The 19,037-nt window shown below is 59.7% G+C and carries 17 protein-coding genes and 1 tRNA gene; 13 read left to right on the top strand and 5 right to left on the bottom strand.

Annotation, left to right across the window (positions count from 1 at the left end; all coding sequences use genetic code 11):
- Nucleotides 1-33: 33 nt before the first annotated feature.
- A tRNA-Met gene (locus PQR62_RS15855) sits at nucleotides 34-110 on the bottom strand.
- A 237-nt stretch (nucleotides 111-347) separates the two neighbouring features.
- Here PQR62_RS15855 and PQR62_RS15850 point away from each other — a divergent pair.
- The 4 genes from PQR62_RS15850 (at nucleotide 348) to PQR62_RS15835 (ending at nucleotide 3,955) form a co-directional block, all read left to right on the top strand.
- Complete coding sequence (locus PQR62_RS15850; protein ID WP_408158941.1) at nucleotides 348-914, top strand: NUDIX hydrolase; 567 nt, start codon at nucleotides 348-350, stop codon at nucleotides 912-914.
- A gap of 24 nt (nucleotides 915-938) precedes the next feature.
- On the top strand, nucleotides 939-1,676 hold the full coding sequence (aat, locus tag PQR62_RS15845; RefSeq protein WP_408158940.1) for a leucyl/phenylalanyl-tRNA--protein transferase: 738 nt from the start codon (nucleotides 939-941) through the stop codon (nucleotides 1,674-1,676).
- A gap of 327 nt (nucleotides 1,677-2,003) precedes the next feature.
- Nucleotides 2,004-2,732 (top strand): arginyltransferase, encoded by a 729-nt coding sequence (locus PQR62_RS15840; protein WP_408158939.1) that lies wholly within the window; start codon nucleotides 2,004-2,006, stop codon nucleotides 2,730-2,732.
- A gap of 179 nt (nucleotides 2,733-2,911) precedes the next feature.
- Nucleotides 2,912-3,955 (top strand): quinone-dependent dihydroorotate dehydrogenase, encoded by a 1,044-nt coding sequence (locus PQR62_RS15835; RefSeq protein WP_408158938.1) that lies wholly within the window; start codon nucleotides 2,912-2,914, stop codon nucleotides 3,953-3,955.
- A gap of 112 nt (nucleotides 3,956-4,067) precedes the next feature.
- Here PQR62_RS15835 and PQR62_RS15830 read toward each other — a convergent pair whose 3' ends face one another.
- Nucleotides 4,068-4,310: a hypothetical protein gene (locus PQR62_RS15830; protein WP_408158937.1), complete on the bottom strand. Its 243-nt coding sequence runs from the start codon at nucleotides 4,308-4,310 to the stop codon at nucleotides 4,068-4,070.
- A gap of 399 nt (nucleotides 4,311-4,709) precedes the next feature.
- Between PQR62_RS15830 and PQR62_RS15825 the strand changes: the two genes are divergently transcribed.
- From PQR62_RS15825 to PQR62_RS15810, 4 genes are all read left to right on the top strand, one after another.
- Nucleotides 4,710-4,862 (top strand): hypothetical protein, encoded by a 153-nt coding sequence (locus tag PQR62_RS15825; protein WP_408158936.1) that lies wholly within the window; start codon nucleotides 4,710-4,712, stop codon nucleotides 4,860-4,862.
- A 363-nt stretch (nucleotides 4,863-5,225) separates the two neighbouring features.
- Nucleotides 5,226-5,795 carry a gamma-glutamylcyclotransferase gene (locus tag PQR62_RS15820; protein WP_408158935.1) on the top strand — a complete coding sequence of 190 codons (570 nt, stop codon included), beginning with the start codon at nucleotides 5,226-5,228 and terminating at the stop codon, nucleotides 5,793-5,795.
- A 76-nt stretch (nucleotides 5,796-5,871) separates the two neighbouring features.
- Nucleotides 5,872-6,291 (top strand): NAD-GH domain containing protein, encoded by a 420-nt coding sequence (locus PQR62_RS15815; protein WP_408158934.1) that lies wholly within the window; start codon nucleotides 5,872-5,874, stop codon nucleotides 6,289-6,291.
- A 487-nt stretch (nucleotides 6,292-6,778) separates the two neighbouring features.
- Nucleotides 6,779-8,167, top strand: coding sequence for a GGDEF domain-containing protein (locus PQR62_RS15810; RefSeq protein ID WP_408158933.1), 1,389 nt, complete (start codon nucleotides 6,779-6,781; stop codon nucleotides 8,165-8,167).
- Nucleotides 8,168-9,101: 934 nt separating this feature from the next.
- Here PQR62_RS15810 and PQR62_RS15805 read toward each other — a convergent pair.
- The gene (locus PQR62_RS15805; RefSeq protein ID WP_408158932.1) at nucleotides 9,102-9,965 is read right to left on the bottom strand and encodes an alpha/beta hydrolase; all 864 of its coding nucleotides are present in this window, start codon (nucleotides 9,963-9,965) and stop codon (nucleotides 9,102-9,104) included.
- Between the two features lie 36 nt (nucleotides 9,966-10,001).
- Complete coding sequence (locus tag PQR62_RS15800; RefSeq protein ID WP_408158931.1) at nucleotides 10,002-11,513, bottom strand: HdeD family acid-resistance protein; 1,512 nt, start codon at nucleotides 11,511-11,513, stop codon at nucleotides 10,002-10,004.
- Nucleotides 11,514-11,777: 264 nt separating this feature from the next.
- On the opposite strand from PQR62_RS15800, the gene PQR62_RS15795 reads away from it, so the two are divergent.
- The 4 genes from PQR62_RS15795 (at nucleotide 11,778) to PQR62_RS15780 (ending at nucleotide 16,292) form a co-directional block, all read left to right on the top strand.
- Nucleotides 11,778-12,548, top strand: coding sequence for a YdcF family protein (locus PQR62_RS15795; RefSeq protein ID WP_408158930.1), 771 nt, complete (start codon nucleotides 11,778-11,780; stop codon nucleotides 12,546-12,548).
- Between the two features lie 462 nt (nucleotides 12,549-13,010).
- A complete protein-coding gene (locus tag PQR62_RS15790; RefSeq protein WP_408158929.1) occupies nucleotides 13,011-14,801 on the top strand; it encodes a methyl-accepting chemotaxis protein in 1,791 nt (596 codons plus the stop codon).
- 327 nt (nucleotides 14,802-15,128) lie between these two features.
- On the top strand, nucleotides 15,129-15,791 hold the full coding sequence (locus PQR62_RS15785) for a DUF1120 domain-containing protein (RefSeq protein ID WP_408158928.1): 663 nt from the start codon (nucleotides 15,129-15,131) through the stop codon (nucleotides 15,789-15,791).
- A gap of 312 nt (nucleotides 15,792-16,103) precedes the next feature.
- Nucleotides 16,104-16,292, top strand: a complete 189-nt coding sequence (locus PQR62_RS15780; protein WP_408158927.1) for a hypothetical protein — start codon at nucleotides 16,104-16,106, stop codon at nucleotides 16,290-16,292.
- A 39-nt stretch (nucleotides 16,293-16,331) separates the two neighbouring features.
- Here PQR62_RS15780 and PQR62_RS15775 read toward each other — a convergent pair whose 3' ends face one another.
- Nucleotides 16,332-17,342: a LysR family transcriptional regulator gene (locus PQR62_RS15775; protein ID WP_408158926.1), complete on the bottom strand. Its 1,011-nt coding sequence runs from the start codon at nucleotides 17,340-17,342 to the stop codon at nucleotides 16,332-16,334.
- A 240-nt stretch (nucleotides 17,343-17,582) separates the two neighbouring features.
- On the opposite strand from PQR62_RS15775, the gene PQR62_RS15770 reads away from it, so the two are divergent.
- Nucleotides 17,583-18,965, top strand: a complete 1,383-nt coding sequence (locus tag PQR62_RS15770; protein WP_408158925.1) for an NAD(P)H-dependent oxidoreductase — start codon at nucleotides 17,583-17,585, stop codon at nucleotides 18,963-18,965.
- Nucleotides 18,966-19,037 lie beyond the last annotated feature (72 nt).

Below are 19,037 nucleotides of genomic sequence, written 5' to 3'. Positions count from 1 at the left end.
AGGCTTTTTAGTAATCGGCTTGCGCCTTTTGTTTGGTTGCGGGGGCAGGATTTGAACCTACGACCTTCGGGTTATGAGCCCGACGAGCTGCCAGACTGCTCCACCCCGCGTCTGAAGAAAGCAATTATAGGACACTTCTTTGGACAATGCAAACACCTTTATTAAATAATCGAGAGTGATACACTTCTACCCGCATCGGGGCTCTCGATTTTTGCGAATCGCCAGCCTGCATGATTCACATGTTCTGGATTCACTCTACACTCTATATAGAGGCATGCGAAGATGCGCTCGACGAGACATTAAAGACTTCCGACAATAAGCACATAAAGCAAAGACGAACCTCCTCTATGAAATTCTGCTCTGAATGCGCCCATCCGGTTTCCCTGCAAATTCCTGCCGACGATACGCGTCAGCGCTTTGTGTGCGGCAACTGCGGCACGATTCATTATCAGAATCCGAAGATGGTGGTGGGTTCGCTGCCGGTGTGGGAGCGCGATGGCGAAGTGCGCGTGTTGCTGTGCAAGCGCGCCATCGAACCGCGTCTGGGTTACTGGACGCTGCCGGCCGGCTTCATGGAAAACGATGAGACCACCGCCGATGCCGCGCGCCGCGAGACCGAAGAGGAAGCCGGCGCCAATATTGAGCTGCATGAGCTGTTCTCACTGGTGAACGTGCCGCATGTGCATCAGGTGCATCTGTTCTACCGCGCGACCTTGCTCGATCTGGATTATCAGGCCGGCATCGAGAGCCTGGAAGTGGAGATGTTCACCGAAGCGGAAATCCCGTGGCAGGACATTGCCTTTCCCACCGTCGAATTCACCTTGCGCGCCTTCTTCTCGGATCTGAAGAAGATCAAGGAAGGCAGCGGCGCCTTCGCGCTGCACACCGAAGATATCCGCCGTCGCATGATCTGATTCTGCGCATCACGGAGCGCACGCATGATTGCCTGGCTGAATCCCGACTCACCCTTCCCCGATGTTTCCCTCGCGCTGAAAGATCCGGCCGGTTTGCTGGCGGCCGGCGCCGACCTGTCGCCGGCGCGTTTGCTGGAAGCCTACCAACACGGCATCTTTCCATGGTTCTCGGAAGGTCAGCCGATACTGTGGTGGAGCACCGATCCGCGCATGGTGCTGCACACCCAGCGCTTCATGATTTCGGACAGCCTCAAGAAGACGCTGCGCAAGGTCGAACGCAGCCGCACCGGCGACGGCGCCTGGGAGTTGCGCTTTGACTCCGCCTTCGAGCAGGTGATGCGCGCCTGCGCCGGCCCGCGCCGCCATGAAAGCGGCACCTGGATTTCAGAAGACATCGTGCGCGGCTATTGCGGTCTGCATCGCGCCGGCTACGCGCATTCTTCAGAAGTATGGCTGAACGGCGAACTGGTCGGCGGCGCTTACGGCGTCAGCATCGGCAAGATGTTTTATGGCGAATCGATGTTTGCGCGCGTCAGCGACGCGTCCAAGGTGGCGCTGGCGCATCTGGTGTTTTTTCTGCGGCAGCAAGGCGTGACGATGATCGATTGCCAGCAGGAGACCTCGCATCTGGCGTCGCTGGGTGCGGCGCCGATCACGCGCGACGACTTTCTGCTGCATTTGCGCAGTGCAATCCGCGAACCGCAGATCCTGGAATGGCAGCCGGTCAGCCTGACTCCTGCTACGGGTACCCCCGGGACTTAAAGGCCAGTTCCGGAATGGGTCTTTTTCTGCCGCTCTATACGCTCTATATATAGAGAAGCTTTAGCCGCCCGTCCTCTCGCCGCCGCCCAAGCACAGTTCTCGTCCCGCAGTCCGGCTTGCGGTCATTCGTCGCAAACTCAGATTTCATGCACCTTTGCGGCAATCGCCATATTTAATGCAACAGATTGCGTGAGCCGAACGCCGCAGCCTTGGCGCAAATCAAGGAAAACTGGTGTAAATTAGAAGCCGTTCATTCACTCAGTCAAATCATTTCGCGACCCCAGCCGGCATCCGGCGGTGATGGAAGTTTTGCAAGACAGGACGCACATGACGCATCTCAAAGACTTGCCGTTCTCTACGTTGCAGTTCTATGCAACCGCGCCCTACCCTTGCAGCTATCTCGACCATCAGCAGGCGCGCTCGCAAGTCGCCACGCCTTCCCATCTGATCAATGCGGATGTGTATTCCGAGCTGGTCAAGACCGGTTTCCGGCGCAGCGGCATTTTCACTTATCGTCCCTATTGCGACGGCTGCAATGCCTGTACGCCGGTGCGCATCCGTGCGGCGGAGTTTCAGGCCAACCGCAGCCAGCGCCGCGCGTGGGAACGCAACGCGCACCTGACCGCGCTGGTTACCAATCTGACCTATGCGCATGAGCATTACGAGCTGTATCTGCGCTATCAATCGGTACGCCACGCCGGCGGCGGCATGGATCAGGACAGCCGTGACCAGTACGCGCAGTTTCTGCTGCAGAGCAAGGTCAATACGCGGCTGGTGGAATTCCGCGAGCCGGACGGGCAATTGCGCATGGTCAGCATCATCGATGTGCTGAACGACGGCCTGTCCTCGGTCTACACCTTCTTTGATCCGGACATGCCGACCGCCTCCTTCGGCACCTTCAATATCCTCTGGCAGATCGAGCAGGCCCGGCAACTGGATATGCCTTATGTGTATCTGGGCTACTGGATCAAGGAAAGCCCGAAAATGGCCTACAAGACCAATTATCAGCCGCTCGAAGCGCTGCAGGATGGTGTCTGGGATCTGCTCAAAGACTGAGTACACCTCTGCCGCTGAGCTTGGCCACCTCCCGCTTTTAGCCGCAGCGTCATCAGCACGACACCGCCAAAAGCCGCTGCCGACGGCCGCGACAGGCTAAAATAGCGGCACTTTTCAGAATTGCTGCCAGCTGTGCGCCCGCTCTCAACGGCTTTTTAACGTTTATTCCCGCCTCCACCGTGTCCGATAAATTCCTCTACGCGCTTGCGCGCCCGCTGCTGTTTTCCCTCGATGCGGAAACCGCCCACCATCTGACCTTGCCGGCGCTCAAACGCGCCGCGGCCCTCAGCCTGACCGATTTCATCAGCAAGCCGGCAGCCGATCCGCGCACGGTGATGGGCATAGCGTTTCCCAACCCGGTCGGCCTGGCCGCCGGTCTGGACAAGGACGGCGCCTACATCGATGGCCTGGCGGCGCTGGGTTTCGGTTCGATTGAAATCGGTACGGTCACGCCACGCGCGCAGCCGGGCAATCCCAAGCCGCGCATGTTCCGCCTGCCGCAAGCCAATGCCGTCATCAATCGCATGGGGTTCAACAACGGCGGCGTTGATGCCTTCGTCGCCAATGTGCAGGCCTCACGCTTCTATCAGGAGAAAAAAGGCGTGCTGGGCCTGAATATCGGCAAGAACGCCGACACTCCGATCGAACGTGCGGCGGAAGACTATCTGCATTGCCTGGAAAAGGTGTACCCCTACGCCAGCTATGTGACGGTGAACATTTCCTCGCCCAACACCAAGAATCTGCGTCAGTTGCAAGGCGCATCAGAACTGGATTCGCTGCTGTCGCGCCTGAAGCAGACCCAGATCCGTCTGAGCGAACGCCATCAGCGCTACGTGCCGATCACGCTGAAAATCGCACCGGACATGGATATGGAGCAGGTCAAGAACATTGCCGACGCGCTGCTGCGCCACAAGATCGACGGCGTCATCGCCACCAACACCACCATCACCCGGGACGCGGTGAAGGGCATGCAGCACGGTGAAGAGGCCGGCGGCCTGTCGGGCGCACCTGTGTCTGAATTGTCGAATCAGGTGATCCGCAGTCTCAAGGCCGAGCTCGGCGATGCGCTGCCCATCATCGGCGTGGGCGGTATTTTCAGCGGCGCGGATGCGCAAGCCAAGATCGATGCCGGCGCCTCGCTGGTGCAGTTGTACACCGGCCTGATCTATCGCGGCCCGGCGTTGGTCAAGGAATGCGCTGCCGCCTTGCACGGCGCAAAATAAGACTTAATCGACCGCTCACTTCGAGCAGAAATCGCCTCAATGCCCGGCGCAACCGAAATCAACACGCGGTTGCGCCGGGCATTCGTCTTTTGGGGAAGACAATACGCCCGAGCTATTCGGCTTGTTTTTTCAGATTGAAAATCTGGCGCGCCTTGGCGTCGCTTTCGGACTTCTTCTCGAAATCGGTTTTTTCGCAGGCCGCAAGCAAGCTTGCAATGCACAGCATCAGCAGCATGGTGATGGTTCGCATGATATTTCCCTGTATTTTTGTTTGACGATTTACCTTATCCGGCCAAGCCTGCAAGCCATCAAGGCGTCGCAGCCCGAGTTCCCCCTCCGGCTGTGTCGAGTACATCTGAGCGCTCAGCGCCCTTGATGCACCTGATCTCGTCATTTTAGTCCAAGCCTGCCGAAAACATAGTCCGCCCCATCCTCCTTACGGAATCTTCGCGGCATCGCAGCAATATTGTCGGGCAAAAACAAGCGCCATCACGCGGCTGATGGCGCGCCGCGTCGGGCGGGCGATACTTGGCCGGCCAGGATGCACGGTACTCAGGAATCGTGGCTGCCCGGCGCCAAGCACAAGGCTTCATCTGGGGTCCAGCCTGTTGCTTTTTTCTCCTCGACAACGAATTCATTCCGATCTTTTTATTTAATGATATAAACTATTTTAAAAATTAAACGTCAGACTGTTTTTGATTTTCACTCAATGGCTTCACACGGAAGCCGCTGAACAGACGCAAGGGGGAATACCATGCTCAAATTTATTGCCCGGGCTTACGGCAAGCTGCTGGACTATCTGAACGACTCCGGTTCGTGCACCACCGGTTCGCACCAGGGAGAACCGACGCACTACGGCCTGTACTCCAGCCTGAATCAGAATGACGCCGAACACGGTCGAAAATGAAAACGTTTTCGCGGCCTGCTTCATGCTCATCTTTCAGACCTGACTCCTCCCCGGAACAGGCTCCGGGCCTGGCCGCCTGACGCAAACAATATGTTGTCGTGCAGGCCTATCGGCCATGCCCAGCCCAGTCCTTACCCCGCTCCGGGGCAGTTTATTGCAGGCAGATAACGGCCTTGCGGCGCCCCGCCTCATTTAGCCGGCAAGTTGCCCTGCGTGCATGCTCAGCAAATCCAGCGCATTCAAAGTCCAGGCTAGCCCGGCATCACCCGGCATGCGCCTCTATAATTGCGAAATCGCACCGGCCGCCTTCTGCGCCGCGCTTATCCAACACGCTGAAGCTTCTCAACATTCCGATTTCCACGCATGTCCACCAATACTATTGCCATCAATCAATCGATGGACCGTTTCAATGATCACGACAGCGTCTGGCTGTTTGGTTACGGCTCGCTGATTTTCAAAGCGGATTTCCCCTTCATCGAAAAACGCCCGGCGCACATCCTGAACTGGGCGCGACGCTTCTGGCAGGGATCTCACGATCATCGCGGCACGCCCGAGGCGCCCGGCCGTGTCGCCACGCTGACGCCGGACGCGGGCGCGGTCTGCGCCGGCATGGCCTATCTGATTTCGCCGCAAGTCTTTGCTCATCTCGACTACCGGGAGAAAAACGGCTACCTGCGGCTCAGCACCGACATCTTTTTTGAGGACGGCGGTCAGCAGGAAGGCTTGTTCTACATTGCTCGCGAAGACAACGCAGCGTTTCTCGGACAAGCGCCCGAGCTGGATATCGCCCATCAGATCAATGCCGCACACGGCCCCAGCGGCAGGAATCGCGAATATCTGCTGAACCTGGCGACCGCACTGCGCGAGTTGGGGGCGCACGATGCCCATGTCTTTGCCATCGAACATCACCTGCTGGCGATGGCGCCGGGCTAAGTATTAAGCTTGAATTTGGGCGCTGCGCGCACTCATGGTATTGTTGCCCGGGACATTTACAGCCAAGGAAAAGAAGATGAGGAAAGTTTTTGTTGCATGCGCGTTTGCGGTTGCTCTGGCCGGTTGCGTGGCACCGGTGCAGAAAACGGCGAATGGGGAAATCCCGGCTGCGCGCATCTACATCAAGAGCATGACCGAGCAGACTGCCGGCATGAGCAAGGTGGAATTCAGGCGCGACACCAACTTCCTGTACAGCCGCGAGATGCTGGAACTGGCCATCAATGACGTTGTACTGGCACAGATCGACGGCGGCGAACATCTCGCCATCTGGCTCAAGCCCGGCCGTTACGTGTTCACCATCAAACCGGTGCACACCCTGAATACACCGACCGGCGTCAAGTCCGGCCTGCTGGATCTGGAGGTCAAGCCCGGCGCCGACAGCCAGGTACAGATCGTTTCCAACAGTACCGGCATCAGTCTGCAGCAGGGCAAATAGGCGCGTCAGCATTTCAGCTACGCGCAGTGCAAGTCAAAAAGCCGGCTCAACCGGGAATGCCGTTCAGTGAAGAACTGAACGGTATTTTTTTGTGCCGTTTGATTTCAACTCCGTTCGCCCTGAGTCGCAGCAAAGCAGCATATCGAAGGGCGGGCAAGCGCTATAAACACTGCACGCTGGCTTCGATATGCGCCTGCGGACCTGCTCAGCCCGAACGGCTTGCGGAGAAATCTTACTGAACTGAACGGCATTGCCAGCCCGTACCAGCCCATCCCCCGCCCTCAGCGCTTTCCGGCAATCAACGTTGCCGCGCAACACCAGCAAACACGCGGTTTTCAGGCCGGTTCGACGCACAGGCATTGCCTGCGGAAAACAAATTCGCCGATCTGCCACAATCAGAAAAATATTAGCAATCCGATCACATAAATTCAGATGCCGGGCCCAGTTTCCGTTCTAATATCGCCGCAGGGAACGCAACCAAAACATCATGAATAACGACATCAATCTGATCGCCGCCGACGGCATCAGCCGCCGCCAGACCGCCTTCGCCTGGACCATCATTGCCCTGCTACTGCTGTTGCTGGTCATCATCACGCCGTATGCGCAACTGCCGCTGACACCCATCCCCGGTTACATCGGTGCTTTCGGCGTGGCGATGTTCGTGGTCAACATCATTCTCGCCAGCCTGCTGTTTTCCAAAGGCATCATCGAAAACAGCGCGCGTACTGTACACCTCGGCACCGCCTATTTTTTCGTCACGGCGATTTTCGTGCCGCTGATTGCCAGCTTCCCCGGCAGCTTCATGCCGGGCTCACTGATAGGCAACAGTGTCAGCCCGGTCTGGATATGGTGTTACTGGCATGTCGGTTTCGCTGTGCTGGTCATCCGTTACGCCACCTCTGGCAAACGCGCCATACGCATACGCGCCTCCATCGCTTTTACGCTCGCGACCGTCATTCTGCTGACCATGAGCGCGACCGTCTGGCAGCGCTGGATGCCGGATATTCTGCAGAACGGCAGCAGCTTCTTTGAAGACAATACCTTTCTGATTCCGGTGACAGTGCTCGGCGTCAATCTGCTGGCCCTGATCTGCGTCGCCCGGATGGAAAAGCAGGAGCCGGAGCAGCTCTGGATCACGGTCGCCATGGTGGCCGCCTGCATCGACGTCTGGCTGACCGTCTACGGCAACACGCGTTTCTCGCTGGGCTGGTATTTCGCCAAGCTGACCAGCCTGTTCACCTCGCTGACGGTGCTGATCTCGCAGCTCTACGGCATCACACGCCTGTATAACAGCATCGCCAGCGCCAACAAGGTGCTGCTGACGCTGGCCAATCAGGACGGTTTGACCAGTCTGACCAACCGCCGCTGCTTCGACGAAATTCTGGAGATTGAATGGAACCGCGCGCGGCGCGACAAGCGCAGCCTCGGTTTGCTGATGATCGATGTCGACTTTTTCAAGAAATACAACGATGAATATGGCCACCTGCAGGGCGACGACTGTCTGCGCCGAGTGGCGGAACATCTGATCGGTGTAATCAAACGGCCCGGCGATGTCGCGGCACGTTACGGCGGCGAAGAATTCGCCATCATTCTGCCCAATACCGATGCCGCCGGCGCAATCCAGGTGGCGGAGCGATTGCAGCGAAACCTGCGCACCAGCGCCATCACGCACCGGCGAAATCAACCGCTGCCGATTGTGACGCTGAGCATCGGCATAGCCTGCGCCACGCCGGGCGGCGACGCGCTGCTGGAACAGCTGAGCGCGCGTGCCGACAGCGCGCTGTACGCGGCGAAAAACAATGGACGCAATCAATATCGTGTCGCTTTGACGACACAGAGCATCAATTCCGACCACCTGCCTTTGTCGGCGATCTAACCGGAACACCACCGGAGTGCTGTTGGATCGCCCGCAAAGCCTTGTCGGACGGGGCATTTCACCGCAGCATCTCGGCTGGGGGATCATCCGGCATGAGATATAAATAAAGTCGATAACTGATATTGTCAATCGAAATTGGCGAATGAATTTCGAAACACATATATTGCAATGCAACAGACAACCTTTTGCGGAGCTAAATATGAACATCCTCGTCGACATTCTGCCTTACACCCTGCTGCTGGGCGCGATGGTTGCACGTTACCTGGTTTCCACCAAGTAATAGGCGACATCACTGGCATAGACGCTTGCTGGCGCGGCGCAACAGTTATCAGACGGCGATATCTGGAAGACAATGTCAGAGCAATATAAGCAATAGCCATATCAGTACCCTCAGAACGGCAAACCGTTTTGAATATCAAAAAGGAACGCTCAGCGTTCCTTTTTTATTGCCCGCACTCAAGCGATGGAGATGGTTTCAGTGACAGCGTCAGCCCAGGTTCGGATCAGGTCCACAATCCGCTGCTGCAATCCGCTGCTCACGTGATTTCCGGTGAGAAATTTTCCGGCTGTTTTTGCCTCGCCAGTTGAAAAGAAAACTGACTGCCTCCTGACTCTGGCCCCGGGATGGCATCTTGCAAATGTCTGATACCGCATTACACTCGCAGCTTTGCTATTCCATTGGAAAGATCGCACATGAGGCGTATCACCTCCCTTTTCGTTGCCGTAGCGCTGCTGCTGATGCTGGAAGGATGCGCATGCGCTCCCGGCTTCGTCGGATTTGACAGTCGCTGCGCCTTCACCAATCCCCCCAGCGGACAACCTTGATACTCAAAACAACACGTCAAATCCGCTTAACAAGCGTAATTTTTTGTTAATTACCGAACCTGTTTCCAGCTCGCCGTTCATGTTTGACTCGGCCTGATCCGACGTATTTTTACAGCCCGGCCTGGTCGGCGTTTATATCCGGCTCAAGCTGAAGCCTCAGCCACTGCTTCAGATCACGCTGCACTTGCTGCCTGATGCTCGCTTCCTCGTTGAATATCTCGTGCCAGGCTTGCGGATACCAATGCAAGCATTTGTGGCCTGACGGCAAGGCGTCGAAAAAGCGGCGACTGCCCTCCGCCGCGACAAAGGCATCATCGCCGGCCACCTGCAATAGCAGCGGCGTCCGAAACGCGCCTGCATCGGCCTGCGTCCTTGCCATCGCATCCAGCATGAAATTGAGCGTACGCGGTGCAATGCGGCCGTGATTCAACGGGTCGCTGCGATACGCAGCAACGACCGCTGCGTCATGCGACAGCCGGTCGGGCGGCAAGGAACTGGGCAAGGCCAGCCTTGGCGCCAATACGCTACTCAGCGCCAACAAAGACTTTTGCCAGACATTCAGCGTCAAGGCCAGTGCCGGCGACGACAGCATCAGCCCGCGCACGGGACTGAAACCTCCGCTGGCAAAACGGGCGGCGATCAGTCCGCCCATGCTGTGCCCGAACAGAAACGGCGTCTGCTGCTGGCAGGCGGCGAAGTCGTCGAAGCTGAGTTTGAGATCCTGCAAAAAATCATCCGGCCGCCTGAGGCTGCCGCGCACGCCGTCCGATTGTCCGTGACCGCGATGGTCGACAATCCGTACCGCCAATCCCAGTTCATGCAGCAAACCCGCCAGTTCGAGATAGCGACCGCCATGCTCGCCCAGGCCATGCACCAGATGCACCGCGCCGCGTGCAGCGGCGGTATGCGTCCATTCGCGGCAATACAGGCGGGTGCCGTCCTGCGCAGTCAGCCAGCTTGAGTCCGGATTCATTTCATGTCTCCATTGTTGGCGGCCTGCGGGCTGGAGTTATCGCTGCGGCGGCTCGCCCCTGACATCGGCATTGGCATCAACCGTTGCGCTCTCACTGGCGACCCGACGCCAGCCGCCGCGCAGGCGCCGGCTCTGGCGCAGCGCCAGTTGCAGCGAGGCGGCCCAGGACAGGGGACGCGGATGCACCACAGCCCGCAAGGCGCGTGCATAGTCGAGCACCAGACCCGGCGTCCAGGCCATGGTGATGGCGCGCTTGCGAATCTGGCTGGCGACCCAGATCTCGGGCGTCAGCATGATGCGCAACACGCTCAGCCAATGCGAGGTGCGTGCGCCGATCACGCCTTCCAGCGCCGATTCCATTGCATGCGCCACCGTGCTGGAGCAGTTGCGATAGGTCAGGTTGTAGATCGCCTGCTGGCGGTATTGGCTCCAGAAAGCGTCCAGCCGCGTGCGGTCGTACTCGCGAAACACGATCTTCTCGGTGGATTCACACCAGGCCGCCGCTTCGCTGCGATAGTCGGTCAGAAAGCGTCCGCCGACATTGTTGTCGGCCGTGGCACGCAGCAGACGGGCGAACTGATCCGGCGAGCGATCAATCTCCTCCGCCGGATACAGGCTGATGTAGAGCGCATTGGCACTGTCGGGCGCCACTTCCAGCGCAGCATGGCCGGTCGAGATCACGCCGTTGGTGTCCACCGCCGCGATGTAGCGGTTGATCAGCGGCCGGTTGCGCGCCTGGCCCTTGGCACTGCCGGCCGGCGTCCAGACGTGCACGGTCATCGGCGGCGGTTGCGTGGGGTCGGCGCGGCTCTCTGGCATAGGCTCAGACTGCGACTCAGACGACAAAGAGGAAGCGGAAACGCTGGCCGGCCCGGCGCCGCCCTTGCCGCTCTTGAGCGCCGGCCCCATGGCCTCATGCCCGCGATAGAGGCCGGCATCCAGCGGCAGTTCGGCCTGCACATTGCGATTTTCCAGCGCCGCAATCGATGCGCGTTCAGGCAGCATGCGCGAGCGCAGCCCCAGCCAGATCATGTTCCAGCCGCCGAAAATCAGGCCCAGCGCCATGCAGAACGGCACCGTGCCCTTGTAATGCGTGGGGTAAGGCTGAAAGAAAATGATCGCCAGCACAATCTGCACGCCGCCGCCGGCCACCGCCATACGCCAGCGCGGAAAGCGCACCACCAGCGCCGAGGTGATCTGCAAGCCGCCGCCGATGGTGAAGGCAGTGCCGAACAGCATCGCCAGCACCATGCTGCTGGCGTGATGCGGCACGATGATCAAGACCGCGATCAAGAGGAAAATGCCGCCCTTGGCATAACGCAAAGTCTTTTGCGCGCCGATGCCGCTGGAAGCAACCAGCAAGGTCGCCAGACTCTCCAGCAGCAACAGATAGCCGAACAGCGTGAGCGGAAACACCAGCACGCCGTCCAGTGCATCAATCATCAGGCTCACGCCGATGGTGCCCCAGATCAGGCCGGCAAAGCCCAGCACATGCCAGTGACGGCGGATGAAATCCGTACCCAGTAATAACAAAACAAGACGTATCAATTCTTCCCCGGTCTGAAGACCGTTCCCTGTATGAAGTTAAACGCGATTCTGACCTGTCCAGACGGCAACGGCAACAGGCAAAGCCGACATCAGGTGCAACTCAGGCACCCGCCAGCGGCTTCTTTGCGATTCCGGCTGTCACGATACCGCACACCTGGACAACCTGAAGTCGCCCGACGCCGGCAGCATCGGCGCTGCAAGCCGCTAGGAAAAACCGATTCGATCAGAGACAATGAGCGCCATTGCCCTGGACTCCCGCCTTCGATGAATTCTTCCGTACTGCTCTCCCAGTTCGCCGGTGCTGCACTGCTGCCGCCCATGAATTTCGTCCTGCTGTGCGCACTCGGCCTGCTGCTGCGGCGGCGCTGGCCGAAACTCGGGACCAGCCTCTGCTGGCTGTCGCTGGCGCTGCTGCTGGTGCTGAGCACTCGCGTCGGCTCGCTGTGGCTGGTGCGCCCGCTGGAAACATCGCATGCCCCGCTCACCGGCAGCGCGGCGGAAATCAGCCAGGGCGCCCAGGCCATCGTGGTGCTGGGCGGCGGACGGCTGTCGAATGCCCCCGAATTCGGCTCCAGCGATCAACCCAGCGCGGCCACGCTGGCGCGCCTGGAGTACGCCGCTTACCTGCATCGCGCCACCGGTCTGCCTTTGCTGGTCACCGGCGGCAAACCCGACGGCTCCAGGGAAAGCGAAGCCGGCCTGATGGCGCGCTCGCTGCAGCGCGACTTTGAAGTGAAAGCGCGCTGGATCGAAGGTGAATCCGACAACACCCAGCAGAACGCCGTCATGTCGGCTGCCATGCTGAAGCCGGCGGGCATCAGCAAGGTCTTGCTGCTGACCGATGCCATGCACATGGAGCGTTCGATGAAAGCATTCGGCCAGACTGAACTCGCAGCCGTGGCGGCGCCGACCGGCTTCATTTCGTATCAACGCAGCCTCTCCACCGATTACCTGCCCAACGCCGGCGCGCTGGCTCTGAGCAGCTACGCCATGCATGAATGGATAGGCTTACTCTGGTACCGGCTGCGCTACTGAAACAATGAAGCAGCAACATCCGGGAACACCCGGAGATCAGGAATTTTGCGCGCAATGTGTATTCACAGCACGGATGTTCTCAGCAATAGCGGCATCGAGCCCGATCTGAGCTGAACTCTTTGCTGTTTTTTACTCCCCGCATCTTTTTCCTCCCTTTCCCCCCATCGCCTGATATTTCCATCAAGCATGTTTTCATGCCTCCTGCATATCCGTGCAGCAGGCACGCGTGAGCGGACTTGTCGCCACTCATGCTGCCAGCAATTCTTTATCGAAAGTCACGCTTTACCGATCGGTATGGAAGTAAAGTTTGCCGTGAACGATGCCGTTAATAATCATGCAGCGTTGGTTGCGTTGGCGCCCCAGCTCAGCCCGCGCACAGACTGAATAGTGATATCCGTCGTTCAAGGGTACGCAAGAGACCCATCAGGCAACAATTCAACTGACCACCAGGGAGACTTCACTATGAGCCAATTCTCATTCAAGCAAAAATTATGGCTGCCGCTGATCGTCAGCCTGATCGCACTGTTCGCGGTGTCGATCTTCAGCGCCTTCCAGACGCGCGAGTTGCGCATCGAAGAACGCAAGAACGATTTGAGAAATGTCTCCTACACCGCCGTCAGCGTGATCAAGGCACTGGCGGCGCAGGCCGACAGCGGCGCCATCACCAAGGAAGAGGCGCAACTGCGCGCCAAGCAGGCAATCAAGGCCATGCGCTACGGCACCGACGGCTACTTTTCCATTTCCACCTCGAATGAGCTGATCATCATGCATCCGATCAAGCCGGAGCTGGACGGCAAGAAACTGTCCGACTTCAAGGACCCGGTCGGCAATCTGGTGTTCGTCAACATCAGCAAGGCCGGCAGCCAGCCGGAAGGCGGCTTCATCGATTACATGTGGCCCAAGGTCGGCGCCGATGCGCCGGTGCCGAAACTGTCGTTCGCGCTCGGCTACAAACCCTGGGACTGGATCTCCACCACCGGTGTCTACATGGATGACATCAACGCCGCCTTCATGAATTCGCTCTACAAGATGGGGGGACTGTTCGCGGTGCTGGCGGCAGTGCTGCTGAGCATGGTCAGCATGATCAATCGCGGCATCATGCGCACCGTCGGCGGCGACCCCGGCAATGCTGCCGAAGTGGCCAATCGCATCGCCCAGGGCGATCTGACGCCGACCATCGCCACAGCGCCGGGCGATCAGGTCAGCCTGCTGTATGCGGTCAAGAGCATGCGCGATTCGCTGGTCAGCACCATCGGCAACATCAAGGCATCGGCCGATACCATCGCCACCGCTTCCGGCGAAATCGCCAGCGGCAATCTGGATCTCTCCAGCCGCACCGAGCAACAGGCCGGCTCGATCGAAGAAACCGCGTCGGCGATGGAGGAGCTGACTTCCACCGTCAAGCAGAACGCCGACAACGCGCGCCAGGCCAATCAACTGGCCGAGTCGGCATCGGAAGTGGCGATTCAGGGCGGCAGCGTGGTGCATCAGGTGGTGCAGACCATGGGTTCGATCAATGAATCGTCGAAGAAGATTGTGGACATCATCAGCGTGATTGATGGCATTGCCTTCCAGACCAATATCCTGGCGCTGAATGCGGCTGTGGAAGCGGCGCGTGCCGGCGAACAAGGCCGCGGCTTCGCGGTGGTGGCCTCGGAAGTGCGCTCGCTGGCACAACGCTCGGCCGCTGCCGCCAAGGAAATCAAGGCGCTGATCGACGACTCGGTGGAAAAGGTCGACATCGGCAGCCGACTGGTGGAACAGGCCGGCGCCACCATGAACGAGGTGGTCGCCAGCGTGAAACGCGTGACGGACATCGTCGGCGAAATCAGCTCGGCCAGCCAGGAGCAAAGCGCCGGCATCTCGGAAGTCGGCCAGGCCATCACCCAGATGGATGAAGGCACGCAACAAAACGCGGCCCTGGTAGAACAGGCCGCCGCTGCTGCACAGTCGCTGCAGGATCAGGCGGCAACGCTGGCCGGACTGGTAAACCGCTTCCAGCTGGATCCTGCCCAGGTGAACGCTTTGCGCGTCAGCCCGGCGACCGCAACGATGGCGGCAGCCGCCCCGGCTGCAATCCCGGTAGCGCCGTCCATGGTGCGCAAAGCAACGCCGGGCAAACCGCTGACGACCGCCAGGGCACCGGCCGCGGCACCCAAGCTGGCAGCAGCAAAAGCGCCGGCGCGTCCGGCCACCGCCAAGAGCGCGCCTAAATCGGCGCCGAATGACGAAGGAGATTGGGAGACCTTCTGATTGTTCTGAGGTCTGCCGCAGCAAGCAAAAGCCCGCATCGTTTATCCGATGCGGGCTTTTTTCATCCTTGACGCTAACGGCTTGCAACACTGCGGCACTGCGGTGGCGCGTGCCTGCAAGCCAGAAACCGACAAGTTTCCCCGGTGAAATTATTTATGCATTGGCGTCGGTTCCGGCGGCGTCCCATCACGCCTGCGCGCCTGCTCTCAAGCCAGATTCAAAATTAGTTTGAGACTTTTCTCATATAAACGAAGGAGGTGAATCGGGAGAATGTCGTCATTGCACTGTGATTCAGATCACGGCGCCCACCCACCGAAGACGACCATCATGCAAGGCTTCTCCCGACTGATCACGCTGACTGTTGCACTGAGCGCCTCGCTGTATGCAGGCCTGCTGCAAGCGGCCCCCTCGGTCGAGCTGAAAGTCACCGGCGTGATCCGCCCGGCTGCATGCACTCCGACGCTGGCCGGCAGCGGCGTGGTGGATTACGGCACCATCGCCGCCGGCGCGCTGCAGCGCGGTCGCAGCACCGCGCTGCCGGCGCGCCAGATCGGCCTGACCGTGGCCTGCAACGCCGCCGCCAAAATCGCCGTCACCTTCGTCGACAACCGTGCCGCGTCGCGCGTGGACGGCATTCTGGATCAGCTGCGCAGCGGTGCCGAATACAACTTCGGCCTGGGCAGCGTGGCAGGCAAGAACGTGGGGGGCTATGCATTGTCTTTCAGCAGCAACGCCACCGCCGATGCGCGCAGCGTGAGCGCCATCGCGTCCAAAGATCGCGGCAACAGCTGGAGTCAGGATGCCGGCTTCCTGGATCACGCCAATACCTATTTCTCGTTCGCCGAAAACGGCGCCGCCAGCCCGGTCGCGCTCAAGGTGCTGTCGGCTCAGATCAATGTGCAGCCAGTGCTGAACAAGGCCGAAGAATTGCCATTGACACAAGATGTGCCGCTCGACGGCTCCACTACCATCGAAATCAAATATCTCTGAGCCGTATTCACAAGTCACGTAGCTGCATTTACTATCAGTTACGGGCGGCTTAGCAAACGAGATGGCGACGTTGTCACTGAGGCATCAATCGAGTCTGGTTTCGAGTCAGTTTATTAATGCAGATCAAGGAAGCCACATTTTTGCTTACAATTTTGACGAACCCTTTCGCAGCGCTCAACAGTCGTAACTCTATTCGTCATAGAATAAGTCCCATACGACACGGCCACGGCAGCCATCGGTCCTCTGGATTTACAGCAACGCCGGCAAGTGCAGTGATATGGATGAGCATGAATTTCTGAAAAGGAAGCAGCCATGGCGCAGTCACCCAAAACCATGTCGAGCCTGATGTGCGAACTCAGCGTCGCCTTGGCCGATTTGTCGGAAAAGATGAGCAATCTGGCGCTCACGCTGGAGAATCAGTATCTGGAATCCGATTCGCCCGAACCGGTGGCGATGATGGAAGCAGCCCGCAGCACCATAGAAAAAGCCAAGAGCCACTAAAAGAATCACCAGGCCGGATCTCGCAAGACAGCGCAGCGCTCACGGATCGCTGCGCTTTTTTAGCGCCTTGTGAAAGACATGCCCGGGCTTGCTTGCCTTCGGTTCTTTTGCGGCGCTGGTTCCGGCAAGCTCTGCAATACCTTCCCCACCTGCATCCATCCAGAACGCGGCGCCCAGCGCCTGCAAGCGCTGCATGATAAATTCCGCCACCACATTGACCCGCACCAGATCGCGTGCATCCGCATGCGTGAGCAACCAATATGAGCGCTGCAGCCGGACGTCGTCGGGCAGCAGACGCACCAGATCAGGCTCGCGCCGCGCCAGAAAGCAGGGCAAGACGCCCAGCCCGACGCCGGCCGCTACCGCCTGCACCTGGCTGATGATGTTGGAGATGCGGATGCGCGGGCGCAAGGTCGATGAAATCTCGGCCAGATAATCCAGCTCGGCCGACCACATCAGATCCTCCACATAGCCCACCCAGGGGTGTTCCTCCAGCTGCGCCCTGCTGCCGACCGGGCCATGGTTCTGCAGATAGGTGCGCGAGGCGTACACCCCCAGTTCGTAATCGTTGAGGCGGCGCGCATACAGGCGGCCCTGCTCCGGCCGCGTCATGCTGACCGCCAGATCGGCCTCGCGTTTGGAGAGGCTGAACATGCGCGGATTGGCGATCAGTTCGATTTCCAGCTCGGGATGCAGCTGCGCCAGCCCCTGCAACTGGCGCGCCATGAAATAGGTGCCCCAGGCTTCAGGCGTGCCGATGCGCACCGATCCGGTCAGGCCTTGTGCCGGATCATCCTGGCGCGTACTGATGCGGATGGCCAGGTTTTCCATGGCTTCGGCATCGGGAATCAGGCGTTCGCCCTCCACCGTCAGTACGTAGCCGGTGGCGCGGCGGTCGAACAGCGGCGCGCCAATGGCCTGCTCCAGCCCGCTGATGCGGCGGCTCAAGGTCGAATGATCGACGCCCAGCTTGCGCGCCGCCACCGTCAGGCGGCCGACACGCACCACTGCTAGAAAAGCCTGCAGATCGTTCCAGTCAAATTTATCCATGAAGCCCGTCTTCGCTGCGGCTTGCCGCCTTGATGGGGAAAGCAAGAGTATGCGATTTTTCACACATCCTATGTGCATTATTTGATATTTACGTTGAAAAATGCCAATGCTACTCTTTTGCCGAAGCCCCCGTATCGGCAGCGCTCAGCAGTGCAAAAACGATCCGGATCACACGAAGGCGGCATACCGCCCATCGGTACATACCGCAGCCGCCCGGCTGTGAAATCAGAGGAGACAAGCATGGCAACGATGTTTCATCAACTACAGGCGCTGGCCGAACAAGGCAAACCGGTGCGCGTCGGCCTGATCGGCGCCGGCAAGTTCGGCTCCATGTTTCTCTCGCAGGTGCCGCGCACGCCCGGCGTGCATCTGCTCGGCATCGCCGACCTGTCGCCGCAGCGCGCGCAGGAGTCGCTGCAACGCGTGGGCTGGAAACCCGACATGTACGCCGCCACCTCATGGGCCGAGGCACTGCGCAACGGCAGCACCTTCGTGCAGGACGATGCCGAGGCGCTGATCTCGCAGCCGCAGCTGGACATCATCATCGACGCCACCGGCAACCCCGCCGCCGGCATCCGCCACACGCTGCTGTGCTGCGAGCACCGCAAACACATCATCATGGTCAACGTCGAAGCCGACGCGCTGGCCGGGCCGCTGCTGGCGCGCCGCGCGGCGGAAGCCGGCATCATTTATTCGATGGCCTACGGCGATCAGCCCGCGCTGATTGCGGAAATGGTGGACTGGGCGCGCACCTCGGGTTTCGATGTCGTCTGCGCCGGCAAGGGCACCAAGTATCTGCCCGTTTATCACCAGTCGACGCCCGATACGGTGTGGGGCCACTACGGCTTTTCCGACGAACAGGTAGCCGGCGGCGACTTCAATGCGCAGATGTTCAACTCCTTCCTCGACGGCACCAAGTCGGCGCTGGAAATGGCGGCCGTCTCCAATGCCTGCGGCCTGACGCCGGCCGACGCGGGTCTGGCCTTCCCGCCTTGCGGTGTGGACGATCTGCCCAATCTTCTCAAACCACGCGCAGACGGCGGCATCCTGTCGCGTTCGGGCACGGTGGAAGTGGTGTCTTCGCTGGAACGCGACGGCCGCCCGGTGTTCCGCGATCTGCGCTGGGGCGTATATGTCACCTTCGAGGCGCACAGCGATTACGTGCGCGACTGCTTCTCGCAATACGGCCTCAAGACCGATGCCAGCGGACGTTTTTCCAGCATGTACAAGCCGTATCACCTGATCGGCCTGGAGCTGGGCTACTCGGTCGCCAACATCGCGGTGCGCGGACAGCCCACCGGCAGTACGCGCAACTTTGCCGGCGACACGGTGGCGGTGGCCAAGCGCGATCTCAAGGCCGGCGAAAAACTGGATGGCGAAGGCGGCTTCATGGTCTACGGCAAACTGATGCCGGCCGCCGCTTCGCTCAACCACGAAGCGCTGCCGATCGGACTGGCGCACAACATCGTGCTGCAGCGCCCGGTGCCTGCCGGCCAGACCGTGAGCTGGGCCGACGTCGCCATCGATGCCAGCCGCGAATCGATACGCGTGCGCCGTGAAATGGAGGCCCTGTTCCGCAAGGAGATGGGCTTGGCCGAACCAGGTAAGGCACTGGCGGCCTGAGCATGTCGGCCGCGGCAGGGCCGCGCTAAAAAGCCGCAGCGTCCTGAGCCGGATGCTGTGGCTTTGCCTGTT

Source organism: Herbaspirillum lusitanum, from assembly GCF_046025995.1.
Lineage (GTDB): Bacteria > Pseudomonadota > Gammaproteobacteria > Burkholderiales > Burkholderiaceae_D > Herbaspirillum > Herbaspirillum lusitanum_A.
The sequence above is the reverse complement of the archived record's forward strand: the minus strand, read 5'-3'. Positions and strand labels throughout refer to the sequence as shown.